The following is a 20023-nucleotide window of genomic DNA, read 5'->3' as shown; positions in this document are numbered from 1 at the left end:
ATTTAAGTTACAAGTTGCAGGTTACAAGTTTCAAGTCGGGTGCCGTGGAGAACCTGCAACTTGCAGAGCCGTAGGCTCAACTTGTAACCTGTAACTTTATTATTTAAGGACTTGTTTGCCCTCGAAACTTATAGAGTTTAATAGTGCTTTGGCGTTGTCCACCGCGGATTTTGGGAGTGGGGAGTAGTGTACTTTTGTTGTTAAAGCTTGTGCCTCGGGGCTTAACATCCAGTCCAGTAATTTAGCAGTGGCTTGAGCCTGTGCCAAAGTTCTGTTGGCGTATGCCTGTTCTTTGTAAAGGATAATCCACGTGAAACAGCTGATGGGATACGCGTCCGGTGCGTCCGAATTGGTGATCATGGTACGGGTATCTGCCGGGATATCCCCTTTTGCCGCGGCAGAGATACTTTCGGTATTCGGGGTGATGAAGTTCCCGGAACTGTTTTTCATTTGTGCCATCGGGATATTCAGCGAGAACGCGTATTCAGAGCCGATGTACCCGATTGCTCCCGGTGTTTGACTGATCGTTCCGGCTACGCCCGGGTTTCCTTTGGCTGCCAGTCCTACCGGCCATTTCAATGACTTTCCGGTACCCACGTTCTCTTTCCAGTTTGCGCTTACCTTGGTAAGATAGTCGCTGAACACGAAGGTCGTACCACTACCGTCCGAGCGGTATACCGGGGTAAGTTCTTTGTCTGGGAGGGTAATGCCGGGGTTCAATTCTTTGATTTTGGCATCGTTCCATTTGGTGATTTTACCCAGATAAATATCGGCAACCACCTCTCCGGATAACTTTAAATCTTTCACTTCCGGCAAGTTGTATGCCAGTACCACGGCACCCATGCAAGTGGGGATGTGTATTGCGGTATAAGGCATTTCTTGCATTTCGGAGTCGGAAAGATAGGCGTCCGAGCCCCCGAAGTCAACAATTTTATCTTTCAAGCTTCTGATTCCGCCGCCACTACCGATTCCCCCGTAGGTTACCGTGTTGCCGGTCTTCTCTTGGTAGGTTTTGAAGGCCAGATTGTAGAATGGCAGAGGAAATGTAGCTCCGGCGGCAGCGATATTCATTTTCTTGTCTTCGGAACCCTTGTTTTTCTTTGAGTTGCCGCAAGATGCAATCGCGATAGCTAGAAGAATAATAAATAAGTTTTTCATTTTTGATTGTATTAATTTCAACATCTATTGATTCATTTTTTACAATGCAAGTTTAGATGAATCTTGTTACATGAATGTTGCACGAATGTTACATTAATGTTACAACTTGAATTCGATGTTCAAATAAGCGAAAGAACTTGATTTCCCGTCTCTTGGATTCCATGTCGAGAAATTTGGGGCTATCTTCAACTGTTTGATCGGGGAGTATTGGATACCGATTAAGACCCGTTGCCCGTCTGCGCTGCTCCAATCGTCTTTGGAAGCCAAGTTGTCATATCTCCCGAAAGCGTCGAATTTTTCGGCTAATTTCACCGTGGAGTAAACGGAGAAACCGTTTTGGTCTTTATCTTCTTTGGATTTGGTGTTGAACATTTGGTCGTATTCACCGCCAAGAGAGAAAAGTTTGTGTTTATATCCGGCGAAGAAAGCCAAGTTCTGTTGATCTTTCAATCCGTCTGCATCACTGCTTTTGCTGGCGAGGTCATAGTAGGCACGGATAGTCAGACCTTTTACCGGGAATAAAGTGGCTCCGACGGCATATCGGTATTTGTTGTCTCCGTTCAATTTTTTGTACCCTTCGCCGTTGCTGATCGTGATATCGGCAGAGAGCCATTTGGTAAATTTGTATCTGCTCAAAATACCCATGTCTGCGCTGGAACCGAACTTGTACTCGTCTTGGAATGATTTCATGATGTAACGGTATCCCCAGAACTTTTCTTGCACGTTGAATTGTTCCAAACCGATCAACCCGAAATCCAAGGTAAAATCTCCTGTCTTCCAGCTTAACATGGCGTTTTTGATATAAGCCACTCTTTCAAGGTCTGCGCCGTCTACTTTCGTGGAGCCCATGTCGAATACTACCTTCCCGCTAAGTTTCTCGGTTAGTGAAAATTGATAACCCAAGTAAGCGCGATCCAACGCGAATCCGGATTCTTTGTTCGCGTCCCCCAATCCGGCATGATAGTTAGCGAAAACGGTAACGATAGGTTTCCCGGTAATCTGGAATTTCTTTTTTTCTTCTTGTCCGAAACTGCTCATGCAGGCGATAATCAAAACCACACTCATTAAAATCTTTTTCATTTGTCTAAATTTTAGTCGTTAAATAAATAATTGAAAACCTCTTGTTTTCGACGGCTAAAGTAGATTGAAAAGATTTCTAAAAAGATACATTTTAATTACAACAATGTTACATTTTCTATTTCCTGAAAATAGAAAAATTTACGCTGCCGTATTGACGGTGTTCGGAGAAGAAGGGGGCAGATGAGAAGTCTACCGTGCCGGGATGTTCAATAATAGCCAACCCGTCCGGGGCTAATAATTCATTGTCAAATATAGCGGCCGGGATATCCATAATCTTTTCCAGATCGTATGGAGGGTCGGCGAAGATGATATCAAAGGACTGGCCTTTCAGTTTTTTGCAAGCGATAAACACGTCGGTTTTGAATACGTTGATATTCTTGAAACCGAGTTGGAGTATCGTCTTTTTTATAAAAGAGTAATGATTGTAGTTCAATTCCACGGATACGATTCGTTCTGCACCGCGTGAGGCAAATTCGTAGCTGATACTTCCCGTGCCGGAAAATAAGTCCAGCACGACGGCTCCCTCTATATCGATGTAGTTGTTGAGCACGTTAAACAAGTTTTCTTTAGCAAAGTCCGTTGTCGGGCGAGCCCTGAAATTTTTGTCCGGGAATATGACTTTCCCCTTGTGTGTGCCGCTTATAATCCGCATCGATGAAGATTTAACAAGTGAATGAAATAGGATGAATTGATCTCCTTGCCGGGCAAGATACCGTTTAATATAGGTTCTTTTGCGAAATAAGGAGTGGGTAAATAGGTCGAGAGCAATTCTTTCAGTTTCTCGTCATTTGTTGCTGCACCGAACACCGAAACGTGTAGTTTCTCTTTTTGAATGTCACATTCTTTGATGCAATTCAACAGGAAATAAACGATGTCGGTTGCCGTCCTGTGATTAAACGAGTTGAATAATTGCACCCTTGTATCTTTTATAAATAGGATATCGAAAAAATCAGCCTGTATGTTCAGGAATATTTGTTCCGAACCATGCAATGCTTTTGTTAACGCTCCTTGTATAAAGGGGTATGCCTCGTTCACGATTTGGAGCACCGGGAAATGTTCCCAAACGAAATTGTTGAGAGTGGTATTGATCGTTTCCACGAGGTAGGCATCTATTTTCTCGATATGATGATACAAAAGCGTATCATCGGGGGTAATCTCTTGATTCACGGAATAGAGGGTTGCCACGTTCGCCTTGTTAAAGAGAGCCCCGGGGATAATGGTTCTCTCGCTGAAACAGGGCATAAGATATACCTTTTTGAATCGCAGGTTCAGAATCACGTCGTTCACGAGATAATTCTTCAACTGGGCAATCACGGCTTCACGAGAATCCGCGGCATAAGGTTCGTGAACAAATACCATTAATTTGTCATGGGCGTCATGCACGCAAAACGAAAATCCATCCGTTGCATAACGGATGGATAATATCGATTGTGTAGATAATTCGTAAGTGAAATCCGAGTCAACAAAATAAATACTCTGCATGTATTCCTCGTTTACGAACCGGAATGTTACTCCCAGTTACCCACGTTATTGTTTGCCTCTGCCACGCTACCCACTTTCAGACCGGGGTATTTTTGTAATCTTTTTCTTTCACCGTTGTATTCGAGAATGGCATCTTCGTATTCTTCAAATAAATCTTCGAAGATAACCATGTTGTTTACACGAGCCTCGAACACGGGAACCTCGATACCTGATTCCGTCCAGATCATGTTTGTTCCCATGAGGAATTCATGTTTCCGTTTGGTGAACGGTACGTAACGAAGATCGTCGATCGGGTAGTTTTTCCCGAAAAGTTGCTCAAGCGCGGATATACGCATCGTGTCACGGATGATAAGACCTTTCTTCAATGCCTCTTGTTCCGTCATACCTTGATCCAGTTGGTCATCGGTAAGCTCTCCGATAGAACGCACTGTTTTCAACGAATCGTATTTCACGAAATGAATCAAAGTATCGAAACTACTAGTGTATACCCCGTGGATACTCTTGTAAGCATCTTGTGCAGTTCTGATATCCTTTAACCTTTGGATAATTCTATCGTATCTTTGGTTTCTCAATTTTTCAAATTGAATAGGGTTCTGCACGCTTGCATAACACAAATAACCCAGGTAGATAGCCGCAAGTGCTAAAACGATTTGGATAATGATCTTAACTGGTTTCATTTTTTCTGTCTGTATATTTGTTATATATTAAACAAGTTAGTTCTACTGTTTTCAAGCTGTTTTTTTCATATCTTTACACGGTGTTTATTCAACACCTCGCACGAATCCACGTTGGATTACAGTGTCGGCAAATATAAGAAAAAAAAAGTTTATACCACAGTTTTGGCTATTTATTTTAATCATGATACATGGACATTTTGAACGTATTGTAAAAGAGAAGTTTGGATTTGATTTCTCTCCCTCTCAACAGGAGGCGATGAGATGTTTCACGACTTTTTTCTTTGACCGAAACCCCGAAAGTTTGTTCTTGTTGAAAGGATTTGCGGGGACGGGAAAGACCTCTCTGGTGGCGGCAATCGTCAATACATTGCTGCAATTCGAGTATCATGTCGTGCTGTTAGCCCCGACGGGACGTGCGGCAAAAGTGTTTTCCGGTTATTCGGGGCAATCGGCGTACACGATACACAAGAAGATTTATCGCCAGAAAAATGCACAGGAAGGAATTGGTGTCTTTAACTTGGGATTTAACGCGGGAGCCAACGTGTTGTTTTTCGTGGACGAGGCATCCATGATTTCGATGAGTTCTCAGGATTCTAATTTCGGAACGGGCTCTCTATTGGATGATTTGTTTGAATTCGTGTATAACGGGCGCAACAATCGTTTGGTGCTGATCGGGGATACGGCACAGCTTCCCCCGGTTGGAGTGGATGTCAGTCCGGCATTGGATGCCGAATTTCTGCAAGTGAGTTACGGTATGGAGGTTTACGAGGCAAGCCTCACGGATATTATGCGTCAATCCGAACAATCCGGTATCTTGTACAATGCGACTCTCGTGCGGGAGATGATCGGGGCGGCTCCTTATGCCAAATTGTTGTTGAAAGTTGCACCCTTCCCGGATATAGTACGTGTCGGGGGAGGAGAACTATTGGATGAATTGGATCATTGTTACGGTAGGTTCGGCATGGACGAAACGATGGTTATCTGCCGTTCCAACAAGCGGGCGAACCGTTTTAACGAGGGTATCCGTGCCCGTGTGCTTTACCGGGAAGAAGCATTTGGTGGTGGAGATAAGATCATGGTTGTAAAGAATAATTATTTCTGGGGTGCCGAATATGATAAGATTGATTTTATCGCCAACGGCGATATTGCCACCGTGGAGAAAGTGGGAAAATACAAGGATTTGTACGGCTTTCATTTCGTTCATGCCCGCCTCAGTATTTACGGGTACGAGGAAGAGATTTCGGCTTGGGTGATGCTCGATACTTTGACCTCGGAACAACCTGCGTTGAGTTATGACGAGTATCGAAAGTTGTTTGCGGCAGTGGAAGAGGATTACATGGATATCCCTTCCAAACAAAAGCGGTACAAAAAAATACAAGAGGACGAGTATTTCAACGCCCTACAAATCAAATTCGCTTACGCCGTGACTTGCCATAAGGCACAAGGCGGGCAATGGGATGCCGTTTTTATCGATCCGGGATGGATGGGGGACGAGATGATGGACGACGAGTATTGGCGTTGGCTTTACACGGCATTTACACGTGCCCGCAAGAAATTGTATTTGATTAATTTCAAAGATGAGCTGTTTGGGGATTCGGAGAATTTATAAATAATGAAGCCCCCTAAAAACACCAAACTTTTAGGGGGCTTTATCGTACAGAATTTCCGTTATTATTTTTTCTTTACCCATTTGACCGCATCGGCCGCAATAAGTTGGGCGTATTCTTGACCGAATTTTTCATTCTTGAAGGAGGCTATTCCTCGGTCGTCCAATACGACACATGATTCTCCTGCCGGTAAGGTAAATGTGCCTAATGATATCCATGCTTCTTCTGCTGGCAAAGGAAGTGTGCATGCTACATAATAGTCTGCTTCTTGAGTTTCTATGACTATCTCTTTTTCACCTTCTGGGGTATAGACGGTATAGTAGTTTTTCGTTTCGGGGTAATCAACCGCAAAGAAAATGCCGTTGGGGCATTCGCAGACATGAGGCCGATGGACAAATATTTCGTATTTCCCTGCTTCCGGAATATCTGCCTTCCATTCGGCTTTGGATTTTCCTGTACCGGCTTTTTTGACAAAAGCACTGCGAATATGTTCTCCGTGAAACTCTTGTGAAAGAGTAAGTTCCCATGTGTTGCCTTTAACTTTATAGAAGGGAATGTATTTTTCATTATTCTCTTTTTTGATTAGATCGGTCAGTCGTTTTCGATTGTTTGCCGAATCGATGAGATGGAAATTAACATCCTCGTTGTCTACAATGATTTCTCCCGGGGGGTAGAATTGATTTCTGTCAAGTAACGTGATACCTTTGTTAGGTATTGCGCTTGATACTGGAGCTTGGCTGACTTTAATGTCTTGGGGAAAACATCCTGAAAAGTTTGTGGTTAATTGTAGTTCATATTCGATGTTTTCATGAATGACGATTCGTTTGTATTCTCCGGGTTTGATTAAGTAACTTTGAAGATTTCTGATTACACTTTTCCTGGGGGGGGGATCCTTTGCTATAATTGAAACAATACCGTCTGTTCCGCTGGGATTGCCGACTTTAAAATCGAGGATTTGCATATCTTCCGTTTTTTTCCGGTATATGTCTTTTATCGATAACAAGGGAACTTCGAGAGTTGTGTACCACTCGTCCATGTATGCCTTGATGTTTTGCCCGAAACGTTGTTCGAATCCCTCGATGAATGAATCGAAGTTAACTTCATGGAAAGGAATGTGTGTGTTGAAATCTTGCATAAGCCGGCTCAAGGAATCCCAGGTCGTGATTGTGGTAAGATACCCAAGTAGATGTGAAACTTTCGAACGGATGGCGATGTTTTGTTCCCTGCTATATTCTTCGGCGATGATTCCTTTTAATCCTTTTTCAGCGATGCGATTTAATAATTCCAAGCTCATGATATCATTGGGGCTTCTATATACGTTCGGATTTATCATTTGTTTGAATATTAGTTCTATGCCTTGGTACGTGTCGGACGTGATGCAGCTATTATAATCGGTGAAAATATGTTTTATTCCCATATTGTTATTCCACAAATAGGGGAAATTGACAGTTAAAAGATATTCTTGTACGCTTCTGTCGTAGAAGTTATTATCTGGATAATCAGCAGGATTGCGAGTTTCTATGCGACATAATCGTTCATGGAAAAATGCGATTTCCGGTTGCATGCAGTCGTTAAACAACGTCGAACGTAGAAAATAAGAAGATGAAGGCACCTCAATCAGTTTGAAATATTTGAAAGGATAGGGATTGGGTTTATCTTGCTCAATCTCATCTTTACACAGGTAAAACATTTTTTTTAAATCTTTCTCCCGGTTTGGGTTGTCTTCTTTGAGGAGATCCCATTCGTCGAAATATTTCATGTAGCAATCATTTCCCGGGTAAGTATAAAGTTCCACGGTAAGCGAGTCCACTGTAAGGGCTCTTTTCTCGTATTCCCCGATACAGAGGGTTAGTCCCGTCAAGTTTTGTAAATTGTTAAACGTGACATACTCACCTTCTGTTATGGGTACTCCTTGGGATAAAACAGTCAGTTCGTCCGTTTTTTTTACATGGAGCGTGTAACTCGTGAAATTCATTTCTGCAGATGCTTGCAATGCTATCGAGGGAACTGCTGTCGGGTACCACAGCACTTCCGGTCTTAGGAAAGTGAATTTACTTGATACAAAAGCGGGATGTTTGCCATAGTTCTCTTTAGAAAAAGGATTATCTTTTAGGGGAAAAAATTTCTCGTCGGGTAGATTTATTTGGTAAATATCTTCGTTAATGTATCCCTCGTACGTGATATCTAATTTGATATATTCATTCGGTGCCAGGGAACGTTCGATGACAACGGCTAGGTGGTCTCTATGAAAGGGAAGGTTTTGTCCGTTAGATTCAATCTTGTTAATTTTCAGCCCTGGGTTAAGGAATAACAAGAGTTGGTCCATTTTCTTTTTTTTCTGGTTTTGTACTTGCATCCGGCTTGTTGCCGAGAATGTATTTCCCCTGGGGTGATATGTGATGTCGTGTGTAATCACGCGGGCTTTGGGTGTTTTGGTGTATTTAAGAAAGGCTTTGCGGCAGGTAATTCTATTTTCCAGGCGGGATTGGTATTTTTCAATGTAGATGAAACCGAGGTACAGGGAAAATGCTAAAAACAACATGGCTGGAACGGCTAAATAACGCTGCCGCCCGGCGGTTCCGGGAAGTCTCTTCACGAGTAAAATGCTAAAGTAGAGAAAACTAATCCCTAATAGCAAGAAAACACCCCGGTGGAGTAGGAAATTGGATAGGTCCATGAATCCTATTAGGGTGGAAAAAGAGTTGGGAAGCAAGCGTCCTTGGAAGTCCAGTATGCCGTAAAAAGCTGTTGCAGCGTAATTGTATTCGAAATAAAGAAAAGCTATTAGAATCAACCAACTAAACATGGGGTGTTTAACCAGTTTGTTGACAAGTATAGATAGGCTGGTGATGAAAACTAGCGTGGGAACCGTATAGGTGAAAAGATAGAAAAGGTTTATCCATAAACTGACGTGAGAATTCGGGATGAATATATTGATAATCATGGATATGGTCATGAAAATAATATCTATCGTGAGGAATGGGATAAGAATGCCTATAACCTCCCCGAGAAGGGTTTGCCCGTTGCTGATAGGTCGTGTCAAGAGAACTTCCCTCGTTTCTGCTTTTTTCCGTTTCCTTTGAATGTCACAAACAAGGAAAGTAACAATGAGAGATTGAAACAGGTTCAGAAAATAGATGCCGCGTAGAGGCATGGAAGAAGTTAATGCAACATCTTGCCACCCAATATACCCAATACCTAGGATAAAAACACCTGGAATTAGAGTACCTAATATATACACTCCCCCAATAATGAAAAGGTAGAATAGCCAATTCCTTCTTGTCAACTTGCTTTCGTAAGTTATAATTGTTTTTAGATTTGTAGTTTTCATGTTTGCAGGTTTATTTTTAGTACTATAGAGGGTGAAAATATAAATATTGTATTATGAATAAGAAGATTCTTTGAAAATAAACAAATAAAGAGAGGAGAAAGGCTCCTCTCCTTGAATATTTGGTTCATGTGAAATAACATAGCCTTATTATAGGCTTAAGATATTCTTGTTTTTGTAGAAAAATCTGAATAATTGTCGTGTTGAATTATACAGTTTTTAATTTATTGTTATCTTGCTATATGTACCTCTTCAATTGTTACCTCTTTTGTTTCTGCAGGCTCACTTCTTCCTACACCATTTATGGCTGAAACACGGAATGTTACTTTAGCTCCTTTCGTCATATTATCAACGTAATGACTAAGCTCTGTAGTTCCTCCTTTGCTTATCCATATGTTAGAATTGTGCTCTCTGCATTCAATTTCATAGGATACTATTCGAGACCCACCATCATCCTTGGGTGCTTGGTATGATATCGTGCATGAATGATCCGTTGTCGCATCTATTTTAGGAAGTCTCGGAGGACTAGGTCTACTAGCTGTGCTAGCAAATACGATTGTCGTAATGACTAAGCCTAAACAGATGAATAAAAATGGTTTCAAAAATTTTTTCATAATTTTGTTCTTTAAGGGTTTTATTTTTAGTATATCGTTGTAAATATAAGTAAATGCTAGACTATTGGCAAATATTTATCATGATTTTTAAGAATAAATTGTCTTTTGTATAATAAATTTTTTGTAGGCTAAAGTAAATTTGACTATTAAATTGGAAATGGAACAATGATTATTTAAAATATATTAGCCGACTAATTCATAAAAATTAGTCGGCTAATACTTATAATCGGCAATCTCCGAATCACGAAATCACTGAATCTTTAAATCTTTGATAATGTCATCAATCCGGTCATTCGCCTCTTTCTGTGCCCGCTCGTAATCATTCACGTCTTTCATCTGGGTGCGGGCTTCAAAATAGAATTTAATCTTGGGTTCCGTGCCGGAGGGGCGTACGGAAATCTTGCTGCCGTCGGCAAGGAAGAATTGCAGTACGTCGCTGGTCGTTTCAAAATCAAGGTGTTTCTTTTCACCCGTGCGCAAATCGGTCGCTTCCAGTGTTAAGTAATCCTTTTTGAGGACAACGTCGCTATGGTTAATGCTCTTCGGGGTATTGTGACGGAATTCTTTCATCATGGATTTGATTTCCTCTGCCCCGGTGATGCCTTTGCGCACGATGTAAATCATTCTCTCCTGCGAGAACCCGTATTTCGCGTAAATCTCTTTCAAGAACGTGTAGATGGTTTTGTTTTGCATCTTCACCCATGCGGCAATCTCTGCCATGAGTGAAGTGGCTGATACTCCGTCTTTATCACGCGTGAAAGCGCCCGGCATGAAACCGAATGATTCTTCGCCGCCACCGATGAATTTCTCTCCTCCTTCTTTGCGGATCACGTCAGCAATCCACTTGAACCCGGTGTACACGTCGTAACAAATGATATTATTTTTCTCTGCTATATCTTTGATTAATTCCGTGGTAACAATCGTTTTCACGGTGTATTCGCCACCTTTAAGCAACCCAAGTTCTTTTTTTCTACGGATGATGTATTCCGTGAATACAATGTTGGTTTGGTTACCGTTCAGTAAAGTCCATTCCCCTTTGTCATCCTTGACCGCGATACCGATTCGGTCGCCGTCGGGATCACATGCCATGGCAAGGTCAGCATCTATTTTGCGAGCCAGATCCAACGCCATTTTAAATGCGGCGGGTTCTTCCGGGTTGGCGGAAGCCACAGTCGGGAAATCCCCGTCTGGGATGCTTTGTTCGGGTACGGTGTGGATGTTCGTGAATCCCCAGTTGCGCAAAGATTCCGGCACGAGTTCGTAGGTCGTGCCGTGCAGCGGGGTAAAGACGATTTTTAAATCATGTTCTTTTTGGATGGCCTCCGGTGAAAGGCTTAATGTCTTCACTTTGTCGAGGTATTTCTTGTCGAAGTCTTTCCCGAGAATGGTGATCATTTCGGGAACACCCTTGAATTTGATATCCGTGACTTGTACTTTTTTCACCTCGTTGATCACGTTTTTGTCGTGCGGGGGAACAAGTTGCGAACCGTCGTCCCAGTAGGCTTTGTACCCGTTATATTCTTTCGGGTTATGCGAGGCGGTGAGAATAACTCCCCCTTTGCAACCTAATTCCCGGATAGCGTACGACATTTCCGGGGTGGGGCGCAGGTCTTCAAACAGGTAAACATGTATTCCGTTAGCCGAGAAGATATTGGCGGCGGTTTCCGAGAAAAGATGGGAATTGTGTCGGCAGTCGTGTCCGATACATACGGCTTTTTTCTCGTTCGGGAACATTTGGTTGATATAGTTGGAGAAACCTTGCGTGGCGGCTCCTACCGTGTAAATATTCATCCGGTTTGTGCCGACTCCCATGATTCCGCGCAATCCCCCGGTTCCGAATTCCAGATCGTTGTAGAACGATTCCACCAGTTCGGTTGTATCCGTGTTATTTAACAGGCGTTGTACTTCAACTCGTGTTTCTTCGTCATAAGCCTTATCCAACCATTTTTCGGCTTTGGCTCTGGCTACTTTTATGATGTCATTGTTTTCCATAAGCTATCATTTTATTTACCTTCTTGCAAAGGTAGGATTTTCCTGAATGAATAATATGGATTTTGAGATTAAATTGTTACGTTTCAAAGAAGAAAAATGCAATAAAAAAGCCTCGTTCTGCAACGAGGCTTTTTTATATGGCTAAAGCTTAAATTAAAATTTTCTCTCTTTAATTTTTGCTTTCTTTCCGGTAAGTTTACGGAAATAGTAAATTCTGGCTTGACGAACAGCACCTCTCTTGTTCACCTCGATCGCTTTAATATAAGGAGAACTGAAAGGAATGATACGTTCTACACCAACGTTACCGGACATTTTCCGAACCGTGAAGGTTTTCGTGGTTCCGGTACCTTTAATTTGGATAACTACGCCTTTGAAAATTTGGACACGTTCTTTGTTTCCTTCAACAATCTTGTAGTGTACACTGATCGTGTCACCGGTAGAAAATTCGGGAATTTCAACACTGTTTTCCTGTGCAAAAGCCTGTTCCGCAATTTTAATTAAGTCCATTGTCTTTATTTTAAAAATTCACTTATCGAACGCAGTATTACGACTTTTGTCTTTCATGTAAGAGACTGCGTACGTTTTAAAATCGAGTGGCAAAGATATAAAAATAAATATTCCGGTGCAATAGCGCCGGAATATTTATTTGTTACGAGTTCACAAGTTACAGGTTGCAGGTTCTCGAACTTGCAACTTGCAGAGCCGTAGGCTCAACTTGCAACCTGCAACCGAAATTGGAAGTAGTAGTTATTCTACCACTTCCAATTTCTTGCCTGTCTGTTCGATAATCATACGCAAGTACCATTCCGGTAAAGCGGGTTGCTCTACTTTCGGGTTCTTTTCTCCCGGGATAGCGGTTTTCACGTTTCCGTCCATGTATTTGCAGAACAGATAGCCGTAGAAATCTCTCCACGTATCCACGAGCTGGTTTCCGGTACGGCAAGAGAAATCGGTGATAAATTCGATAGTTGCTTTTCTGTCTTTTGCTAACATTTCCTTTGCCCCGGCGTCAATCATCTGCACGAAATTCACGTATTGTTTTTCCAGTGCGACCTGTTTCTCCCGAATTTCCGGGTGAATCAAGTTATAGCGGGTATAAGCAAAATTCGTTACTTGATTGAAAACCCAGAAGGCTGCCTTGTTAGTGAATTCCATCATGCTGCCGTTACCTTCGGCAAACGCGAACGGAACTTCCGTTGATGCAGAGTACATCGGGAAATATACCGAGCTTGCCGCATCGTCAACCCCGAACCAAAGGATACCGCCGATCTCGTCCGGTAGCCAGCTTCTACATTGAGCGACAAAAGTGAAGCCTGTTTGTTGAGTGGCGGTTGCTCTCTCGTGTACATATTCCTTGCCGTCGACCTTGAAGCTCATCGGGCGCCATCTGTAAGGACATTCGTAAGGTCCTGCACCCATATCCTTGCTCATATCCAATTCAGTTCCTTCCAGATGGTCACGCATGAAATCCATTACTTGAAGAACATCTATCTTCTCGCTCGGTTTGATCCACAACGGCATACGGTTCGTGGCGTATCCTTTAGCATCGCGCTTGATATCTCTCCCGTTCGCGTAATTGAAATATTTTCCCATATCCGGGTTTACGGCATTGAAGAAAGCCCACACGCGGATTTCGCAAGCACGTGCTCCGCTGAAATCTACCGGTGCGTAGGTATCCGAGAAACTGAAATCTTTATTTTTACCGTCTTGGGGATAGAATCCTTTTTCTTTCGCGAAAGAGATCACGTCTTTAGCATACACGGTGGTGATGTTCGTGTCGTAGATCTTGTTCATGTTGTCGGAAGAGATAGAAGTTTTGCCTTCCAACGGGAACGTGGTGATACGGGCTTGATTGGCATGTGCCGATACGTATCCGTCCGGAACCATGCGGGCAACCCACACGGCACCTTTCTCGCCTTCTCCTTTACCGATAATTTCAAGGATCCATACTTCGTTGGGGTCGATGATAGAGATGGATTCTCCACTACTTGCCCAACCGTATTTTTCAATCAAGTCGGTCATTACAACGATCGCCTCGCGGGCTGTTTTGGCACGTTGTAACGTGATATAGATTGCACTACCGTAATCTATAATGGCTCCGGTTTGAGTTTCCAGTTCTTTTCTTCCGCCGTAAGTCGTTTCGGAAATAGCCAACTGGTGTTCGTTCATGTTACCGACTACATTATATGTATGTGCTACTTGAGGGATTTTGCCCATGAATTTACCGGTATCCCACTCGTAAACGTCGAGCATACTTCCGGCTGGCCAATCCCGTGCAGGCCAATGATATAGTTCTCCGTACAACACATGAGAGTCCGCGGAGTAGGTAACCATCGTGGATCCGTCTTTCGTGGATCCTTTCGTGAACAGAAAGTTCGTGCATGCCATCGTGTAAGAGGTGCAACAAACCAATGCTAATGTAATTAAGGCGTTTACTTTTCTCATTTTAAGTTATTGGTTTATATATGATTTATTTATTCATTATCGAATCCGGTCCAAAGACTTCAGTAATTTGATGTCTTTGAATATTCCCCGCATAGCCATGTATGCGAGTACCACACATACCAAGGGAAGTATGAAACTTATTTTATATATGATATCTGCATCTATTTTGCTTTGGAATTGATTGATATGGTACCACATCAATATCATGGAGCCCAACAGAAGAATAATTTCAGCTATGCACAAGCGGATTTGCAGGAATCGCTTCTTGTAGAGGAATATCGTCACGAAGGGCAACCCGATCATGAAAATATTCAAGATAAGTAAAGCCCAGTAATTTGCTTGAAGTACTGTTTGTTGTCCGATCATGACCACCCCGTAAGTGAAAAAATTGTAACTTGCATCGTTGGGTACAAGTACTTGTGCGATCGGGGCAAATAAAGGTATTGCCATGACAATGGCAATGATAAGCAGGTAAACTGTTTGTATTCTTTGTATCATATCTAAAATTAAAAATTAACGCGCGAGTGAATCTAACGTGTATTCGACAAGTTTTTTCATGTAAGGTTTGTAATTGGAGGACGCATCCCCGTTTGCCCGGTTCGCTATGATCAGACAGATCGTGGTAGCATGATGTCCCATGAGAGCGGAGAGTCCGGCAATAGCGGCGCTTTCCATCTCGTAGTTCACTATTTTATGACCGTTGAAATGGAAGCGGGCAATTTCGTCATTGACCGTCGGCATCTCTATCGGCAGGCGGAGCACCCGACCTTGCGGGCCGTAAAATCCGTTCGCGGTGAGTGTCACGCCTTTCACCGTCACGCCTTCCGTGTGCAATTTACTTACCAGCTCCGGTGAAGCCTTTACAGCGTAAGGGCGTGCGGCAAGGGGAGTCCAGTGACATTCTTTGATGAAAGCGTCTTCGAAAGCGGTATCACATACCGTTTCATTGTCCCGGTAGAAGCGTAATACCCCGTCAATGCCCAAACTCATTTCGGATATCACGAAAGAATGAACCGGAACATCGGCTTGCACGGAACCGGAAGTTCCGATGCGTACGATATTCAATCGCTTTTTCTCCGGCTTGATTTCTTTGGTTTGCAAATCAATATTCACGAGGGCATCGAGTTCGTTCATCACGATATCTATATTGTCAGGTCCGATTCCCGTGGAGATAACGGATATTCGCCTTCCCTTGTACAGCCCGGTGGTCGTGTGGAATTCCCGGTCACTTTTTTTGATTTCAATATGATCAAAATAAGAAGTGATCATTTCGACTCTTGACGGGTCGCCCACGAGGATGATTTGGTCTGCCAAATCCCCGGGGTGCAGGTGAAGATGAAAGACGCTACCGTCTTCATTCGTGATTAGTTCAGATGATTTTATCGGCTCCATAATCTGTTTACTTTTTTGAGCAACCAAATTTAGTAAAACAAATAATACCGGACAAACATTTGCCCGGTATTATTTGGTTTGGGGATTCTTAAACTATTTAGCGTAATTGATTGCTCGTGTTTCTCGGATGACCGTTACTTTTACTTGTCCCGGGTAAGTCATTTCATCCTGAATTTTCTTGGCGATCTCGTACGAGATTTTTTCTGCTTCCGTGTCGGAGATCTTTTCACTTCCCACGACAACCCGGAGTTCGCGGCCTGCTTGGATAGCGTATGTTTTCACCACTCCATTATATGAGAGAGCCAAGTCTTCCATTTCTTTCAGACGTTTGATGTAGGATTCTACAACTTCCCGTCTTGCTCCCGGTCTTGCCCCGGAAATAGCGTCGCAGGCTTGAACGATGGGAGCGATGAGTGTAGTCATTTCGATCTCCTCGTGGTGGGCCCCGATAGCGTTGCAAATATCCGGTTTCTCCTTGTATTTTTCAGCCAGACGCATACCGAGAATCGCGTGCGGTAATTCCGGCTCGTCGTCGGGTACTTTACCGATATCGTGCAATAGTCCGGCACGTTTTGCCTTCTTCACGTTCAAGCCGAGTTCGGCAGCCATGATAGCGCAAAGATTCGCGGTTTCGCGGGCATGTTGCAATAGGTTCTGTCCGTATGAGGAACGGTATTTCATTTTACCTACCAAACGGATTAGTTCCGGGTGCAGACCGTGGATGCCGAGGTCAATCGTGGTACGTTTACCCGTTTCCACTATTTCTTCCTCTATCTGTTTTTTTACCTTGTTCACCACTTCCTCGATGCGTGCCGGGTGAATACGTCCGTCCGTTACCAACTGGTGCAAGGACAGGCGAGCGATTTCACGTCTTACCGGGTCAAATCCGGAAAGAACGATAGCTTCCGGGGTGTCGTCCACGATGATTTCTACTCCGGTTGCGGCTTCGAGCGCGCGGATATTACGTCCTTCGCGGCCGATGATACGTCCTTTGATTTCATCCGAATCAATGTGGAATATGGATACGGCATTTTCCGTGGCGGTTTCCGTGGCAACCCGTTGAATCGTTTTTACCACGACCTTTTTCGCTTCCATGTTTGCCGTCATCTTCGCCTCTTCCATGATTTCGTTCACGTAAGACATGGCTTCCGTTTCCGCTTCGTCTTTCAAGGACTGGATCAGTTTTTCTTTCGCTTGTTCTGCCGACATTCCGGAAATGGCTTCCAGTTGCTCGATCTGTTGTTTTTTGAATTTATCCAGTTCCGCGTGTTTCTTTTCCCACAATTCCTTCTGCACTTCCAGCGTCTCTTGTTGAGTTTCCGTTTCCTTTATTTTCCGTTGGCATTCTTCCATTTTGCGTGCCAACTCGGCTTCTTTTTGTTTCAGCTTGTTCTCGGTGAGAAGAATTTTGCTGTTTCGGGCGTTTACCTGCTTTTCGTGTTCAGCCTTGATTTGTAAGAACTTTTCTTTTGCTTGCAGGATCTTGTCCTTCTTGATCACTTCCGCCTCGGCTTCCGCTTCTTTGATGATGTTTTTGCTTCTGTATTTGAGGGTGATGTTTATCAGGATATAACCGATAACGAACCCCACGACCAAAGCAACAACACCGGTAATTATTGTTGTTATCATATTTGTAACTTGAATTTATAGTTGTTATATATAATTATTTTGGTGTTTTTTGTCAAAACAAAAAACCCGCACTATTTCTCTTTAAAAAACCCCTGTTAGACACGGGTAGAGCTGCCGTTAGATTCAGACTTCCACCGTCCCGAAGGAACCCCGAAGGGTCGAGGCCTGTCCTTGGCTAACAAAGCTTCACTCTAATTGGTTAAGTGTTGAGTTTTCCAGTTAAATACGAAATAATGCGGGTATATCTATTTCCTTTTCAAAGAACTCTTGTTTATTCTACTCTTTCAGAACTCCGTCCAGCCTGTTGCTGATCTTCCTCACTTCCTCTAATACGGGCTCGACGTCGTTTTGTTTCTCGGCTTCCAACATTTTTACCGTGAATTGTAACGCGGTAACTGCTAGAAAGTCGACGGGATCGGCATTCGCGTACTTTTCCCTATATTTTGCAATCTTACTATTAATCAGCTGGGCGGCTTTTCTGATCGCCTCTTCTTCCTCTCTCTCGATGGTCAGAACGCAAGGCCTACCGGCTATATTTAGAGTAACAGTAAGTTTATCATTCATATTTAATTATTCAAAAGAGCAATACATTTATCAATCTCCCGCACAAGTTGGCTTATTCTACTTTTCGCCTCGGTACTTCCTTCTCCGGTTGAAATAGCTGTCGCCACCTTCAATGTTTTGATTTCTTCATGTAATTTTATGTTCTCGCTTTTCATCCGCTCGATCCGGTCACGGAGTTCTTTAATTTCCGTATCCTTCTCTCTGTTTTTGTCCAGCGAGGATATATATAGTTTTATCAGTCGTTCAATTTTCTCGTTTAGCTCGTTAATAACGGCATTGTCTTTTGCTGTCATAACATATTCTTTACACGACAAAGATAGAAATATTTCTTTTAAATATCAAGAGTGTTATTAAATTTGCGGTGAAATTAATCGTTTTTTTATGAAAAGGAAAAGATTGTGGAGAAGGATTCTGTTGTCGGGAATCACGCTACTCGTTTTATCATCAAATATTTGCGCCCAGTCGGAGCGGTTGTTGTTCCCGTTGCACGGGACCCCGCTATTGAGCGGAAATTTTGGAGAATTGCGTGCCACGCACCTGCATTCGGGGCTCGATTTTAAGACCGGGGGACGTGAAGGGCTGCCCGTGATCTGCGTGAAGGACGGGATGGTCGCCCGTGTCAAGGTGTCCCCCACGGGATACGGGAATGCCTTGTATATCGAGCACGAGGGAGGAATCACTACCGTGTACGGGCATTTGAGCCGTTTCGTGCCCCGGGTGGCGAAAGTGGTACGGGAGATACAATATAATAAGGAATCGTTTGCCATTGACGAGAACCTCGTGGGGCGGCAGCTTTTCTTTCGCGCGGGTGACACGATCGCTTATAGCGGTAATTCCGGTTCCTCCATGGGACCGCATTTGCATTTCGAGGTGCGGGAAACGGAAAGCGAGCACGCGCTGAATCCTTTGAACTATCTTTCCGTGGCGGATGAAACGGGACCTAACGTGCGGGGTGTTTACGTGTACACTTTTTCTCGTGAAGGAGTGAACGCCGGGGCCCGTCGGGTGGAAGTGAAAAACACGGGAAACCGGGTGTACCGGGGAGGGAAAATCAGCGTGCCTGCCGGTAATGTCGGTGTCGGCGTGCAAGCGGATGATTTCATGAAAGATTCATGGAATAAACTCGGGGTGTATGATATGGAAGTATCGGCGAACGGGGAGAAAATTTTCGAGTTGAAAATGGATCGCCTGTCTTTTGATCAGTCCCCGCTGGTAAACACGATAAAAGATTTTCACCAGTACCGGGAGGGCAGATACGTGTATCTGGCTTTCGGGGATTGTCAGTCCCGGTTGCTGGGAGCGAGCAACAGGCAAGGCGGTTTTATCGGGGTGCAAAAGGATAGTGTTGTCGACGTGGCAATCGAATTGCTGGATATAAACGGGAATCGTTCCAAGGTATTGTTTCAACTGGTGGGACGGCAGGAGGCTGCCGGGTTGGATATACCGGAAGGGGCGGAGGTTTTGACATGTGCTCGGGGATATAATTTGCGGAACGGTAATTATTCTTTGTGCTTGGAAGCGGGGGCATTGGCATATCCCGTTATTTGTAAGCCTCGTGTCTGCTCGAGGGAGAAGGATAGCACGGGGGTGGTAGAGGTTTTTTCTTTGACAGAACGGGTATATCCCTTGTTGAAGAGTGCAAGGTTGTCCGTCGAAGGGGATTTTCCGGATAAATCCGTCTTTTGTCTGTTGGAAGAAAAAGGACGTTTATCTCCTTTAAATACCGAGTGGCGCACCGGAGGGTTGGAGGCGTCTACCCGTGTGTTGGGAGAATACACTATCCGGCAGGATACGATTGCCCCGGTGATTTTATACACGGGGGTGAAAGGGCGAAGGGTTCAATTCCGGGTATTCGACGATTTGTCCGGAATTGCTTCTTACCGGGTGGAGGTGAACGGGAAGTGGTGTCTGTTCACTTACGATGCCAAAAATCGCTTGCTCGAGGGAAGTCTTAACGAACCGGTCTTCGTGAAAGGGAAAAACCGGCTCGTGTTGAACGTGAAAGATGGCGTGAAAAATGAAGCGATTTTTGAAACCGACGTGTATGTAAAATAG

At 43.7% G+C, this 20023-nt stretch carries 17 protein-coding genes; 2 read left to right on the top strand and 15 right to left on the bottom strand.

All coding sequences use genetic code 11. The annotated features are described in order from the left end of the window. Positions 1 to 99 precede the first annotated feature (99 nt). The 5 genes from pstS to CS948_RS04695 all read right to left on the bottom strand — a co-directional run bounded on the left by pstS (position 100) and on the right by CS948_RS04695 (position 4397). Positions 100 to 1158, bottom strand: a complete 1059-nt coding sequence (gene pstS / locus CS948_RS04715; protein WP_099290806.1) for a phosphate ABC transporter substrate-binding protein PstS — start codon at positions 1156 to 1158, stop codon at positions 100 to 102. A 99-nt stretch (positions 1159 to 1257) separates the two neighbouring features. Then, on the bottom strand, positions 1258 to 2238 hold the full coding sequence (locus CS948_RS04710; RefSeq protein ID WP_099290569.1) for a hypothetical protein: 981 nt from the start codon (positions 2236 to 2238) through the stop codon (positions 1258 to 1260). Positions 2239 to 2353: 115 nt separating this feature from the next. Next, complete coding sequence (locus tag CS948_RS04705) at positions 2354 to 2890, bottom strand: RsmD family RNA methyltransferase (RefSeq protein ID WP_099290568.1); 537 nt, start codon at positions 2888 to 2890, stop codon at positions 2354 to 2356. Next, the gene (locus tag CS948_RS04700) at positions 2878 to 3720 is read right to left on the bottom strand and encodes a DUF3822 family protein (protein WP_099290567.1); all 843 of its coding nucleotides are present in this window, start codon (positions 3718 to 3720) and stop codon (positions 2878 to 2880) included. The genes CS948_RS04705 and CS948_RS04700 overlap by 13 nt, the downstream gene beginning before the upstream one ends. A 26-nt stretch (positions 3721 to 3746) precedes the next feature. Then, positions 3747 to 4397 (bottom strand): hypothetical protein, encoded by a 651-nt coding sequence (locus CS948_RS04695; RefSeq protein ID WP_099290566.1) that lies wholly within the window; start codon positions 4395 to 4397, stop codon positions 3747 to 3749. A gap of 181 nt (positions 4398 to 4578) precedes the next feature. Between CS948_RS04695 and CS948_RS04690 the strand changes: the two genes are divergently transcribed. After that, positions 4579 to 6006: an ATP-dependent RecD-like DNA helicase gene (locus CS948_RS04690; RefSeq protein ID WP_099290565.1), complete on the top strand. Its 1428-nt coding sequence runs from the start codon at positions 4579 to 4581 to the stop codon at positions 6004 to 6006. A gap of 62 nt (positions 6007 to 6068) precedes the next feature. Here CS948_RS04690 and CS948_RS04685 read toward each other — a convergent pair whose 3' ends face one another. The 10 genes from CS948_RS04685 to CS948_RS04640 all read right to left on the bottom strand — a co-directional run bounded on the left by CS948_RS04685 (position 6069) and on the right by CS948_RS04640 (position 18261). Further along, a complete protein-coding gene (locus tag CS948_RS04685; protein WP_255301856.1) occupies positions 6069 to 9335 on the bottom strand; it encodes a hypothetical protein in 3267 nt (1088 codons plus the stop codon). Positions 9336 to 9562: 227 nt separating this feature from the next. Next, positions 9563 to 9946 (bottom strand): fibronectin type III domain-containing protein, encoded by a 384-nt coding sequence (locus CS948_RS04680; RefSeq protein ID WP_099290564.1) that lies wholly within the window; start codon positions 9944 to 9946, stop codon positions 9563 to 9565. Positions 9947 to 10195: 249 nt separating this feature from the next. Then, positions 10196 to 11938: a phospho-sugar mutase gene (locus tag CS948_RS04675; RefSeq protein WP_099290563.1), complete on the bottom strand. Its 1743-nt coding sequence runs from the start codon at positions 11936 to 11938 to the stop codon at positions 10196 to 10198. Between the two features lie 153 nt (positions 11939 to 12091). Next, positions 12092 to 12445 (bottom strand): 50S ribosomal protein L19, encoded by a 354-nt coding sequence (gene rplS / locus CS948_RS04670; RefSeq protein ID WP_099290562.1) that lies wholly within the window; start codon positions 12443 to 12445, stop codon positions 12092 to 12094. A gap of 240 nt (positions 12446 to 12685) precedes the next feature. Then, positions 12686 to 14383: a dipeptidase gene (locus tag CS948_RS04665; protein ID WP_099290561.1), complete on the bottom strand. Its 1698-nt coding sequence runs from the start codon at positions 14381 to 14383 to the stop codon at positions 12686 to 12688. Between the two features lie 36 nt (positions 14384 to 14419). Beyond that, a complete protein-coding gene (locus CS948_RS04660; RefSeq protein WP_099290560.1) occupies positions 14420 to 14881 on the bottom strand; it encodes a DUF4293 domain-containing protein in 462 nt (153 codons plus the stop codon). A 15-nt stretch (positions 14882 to 14896) separates the two neighbouring features. Further along, entirely contained in the window at positions 14897 to 15775 is an 879-nt protein-coding gene (locus CS948_RS04655; protein ID WP_099290559.1) for a nucleoside phosphorylase, read from the bottom strand. Between the two features lie 93 nt (positions 15776 to 15868). Further along, a complete protein-coding gene (rny, locus tag CS948_RS04650) occupies positions 15869 to 17404 on the bottom strand; it encodes a ribonuclease Y (RefSeq protein ID WP_099290558.1) in 1536 nt (511 codons plus the stop codon). 276 nt (positions 17405 to 17680) lie between these two features. Continuing rightward, a complete protein-coding gene (locus tag CS948_RS04645; RefSeq protein WP_099290557.1) occupies positions 17681 to 17968 on the bottom strand; it encodes a cell division protein ZapA in 288 nt (95 codons plus the stop codon). 2 nt (positions 17969 to 17970) lie between these two features. Then, a complete protein-coding gene (locus CS948_RS04640; RefSeq protein WP_099290556.1) occupies positions 17971 to 18261 on the bottom strand; it encodes a hypothetical protein in 291 nt (96 codons plus the stop codon). 88 nt (positions 18262 to 18349) lie between these two features. On the opposite strand from CS948_RS04640, the gene CS948_RS04635 reads away from it, so the two are divergent. Further along, positions 18350 to 20023: a M23 family metallopeptidase gene (locus CS948_RS04635; RefSeq protein WP_099290555.1), complete on the top strand. Its 1674-nt coding sequence runs from the start codon at positions 18350 to 18352 to the stop codon at positions 20021 to 20023.

The organism is Butyricimonas sp. Marseille-P3923, assembly GCF_900184685.1.
Taxonomy (GTDB): domain Bacteria; phylum Bacteroidota; class Bacteroidia; order Bacteroidales; family Marinifilaceae; genus Butyricimonas; species Butyricimonas muris.
The sequence above is the reverse complement of the archived record's forward strand: the minus strand, read 5'-3'. Positions and strand labels throughout refer to the sequence as shown.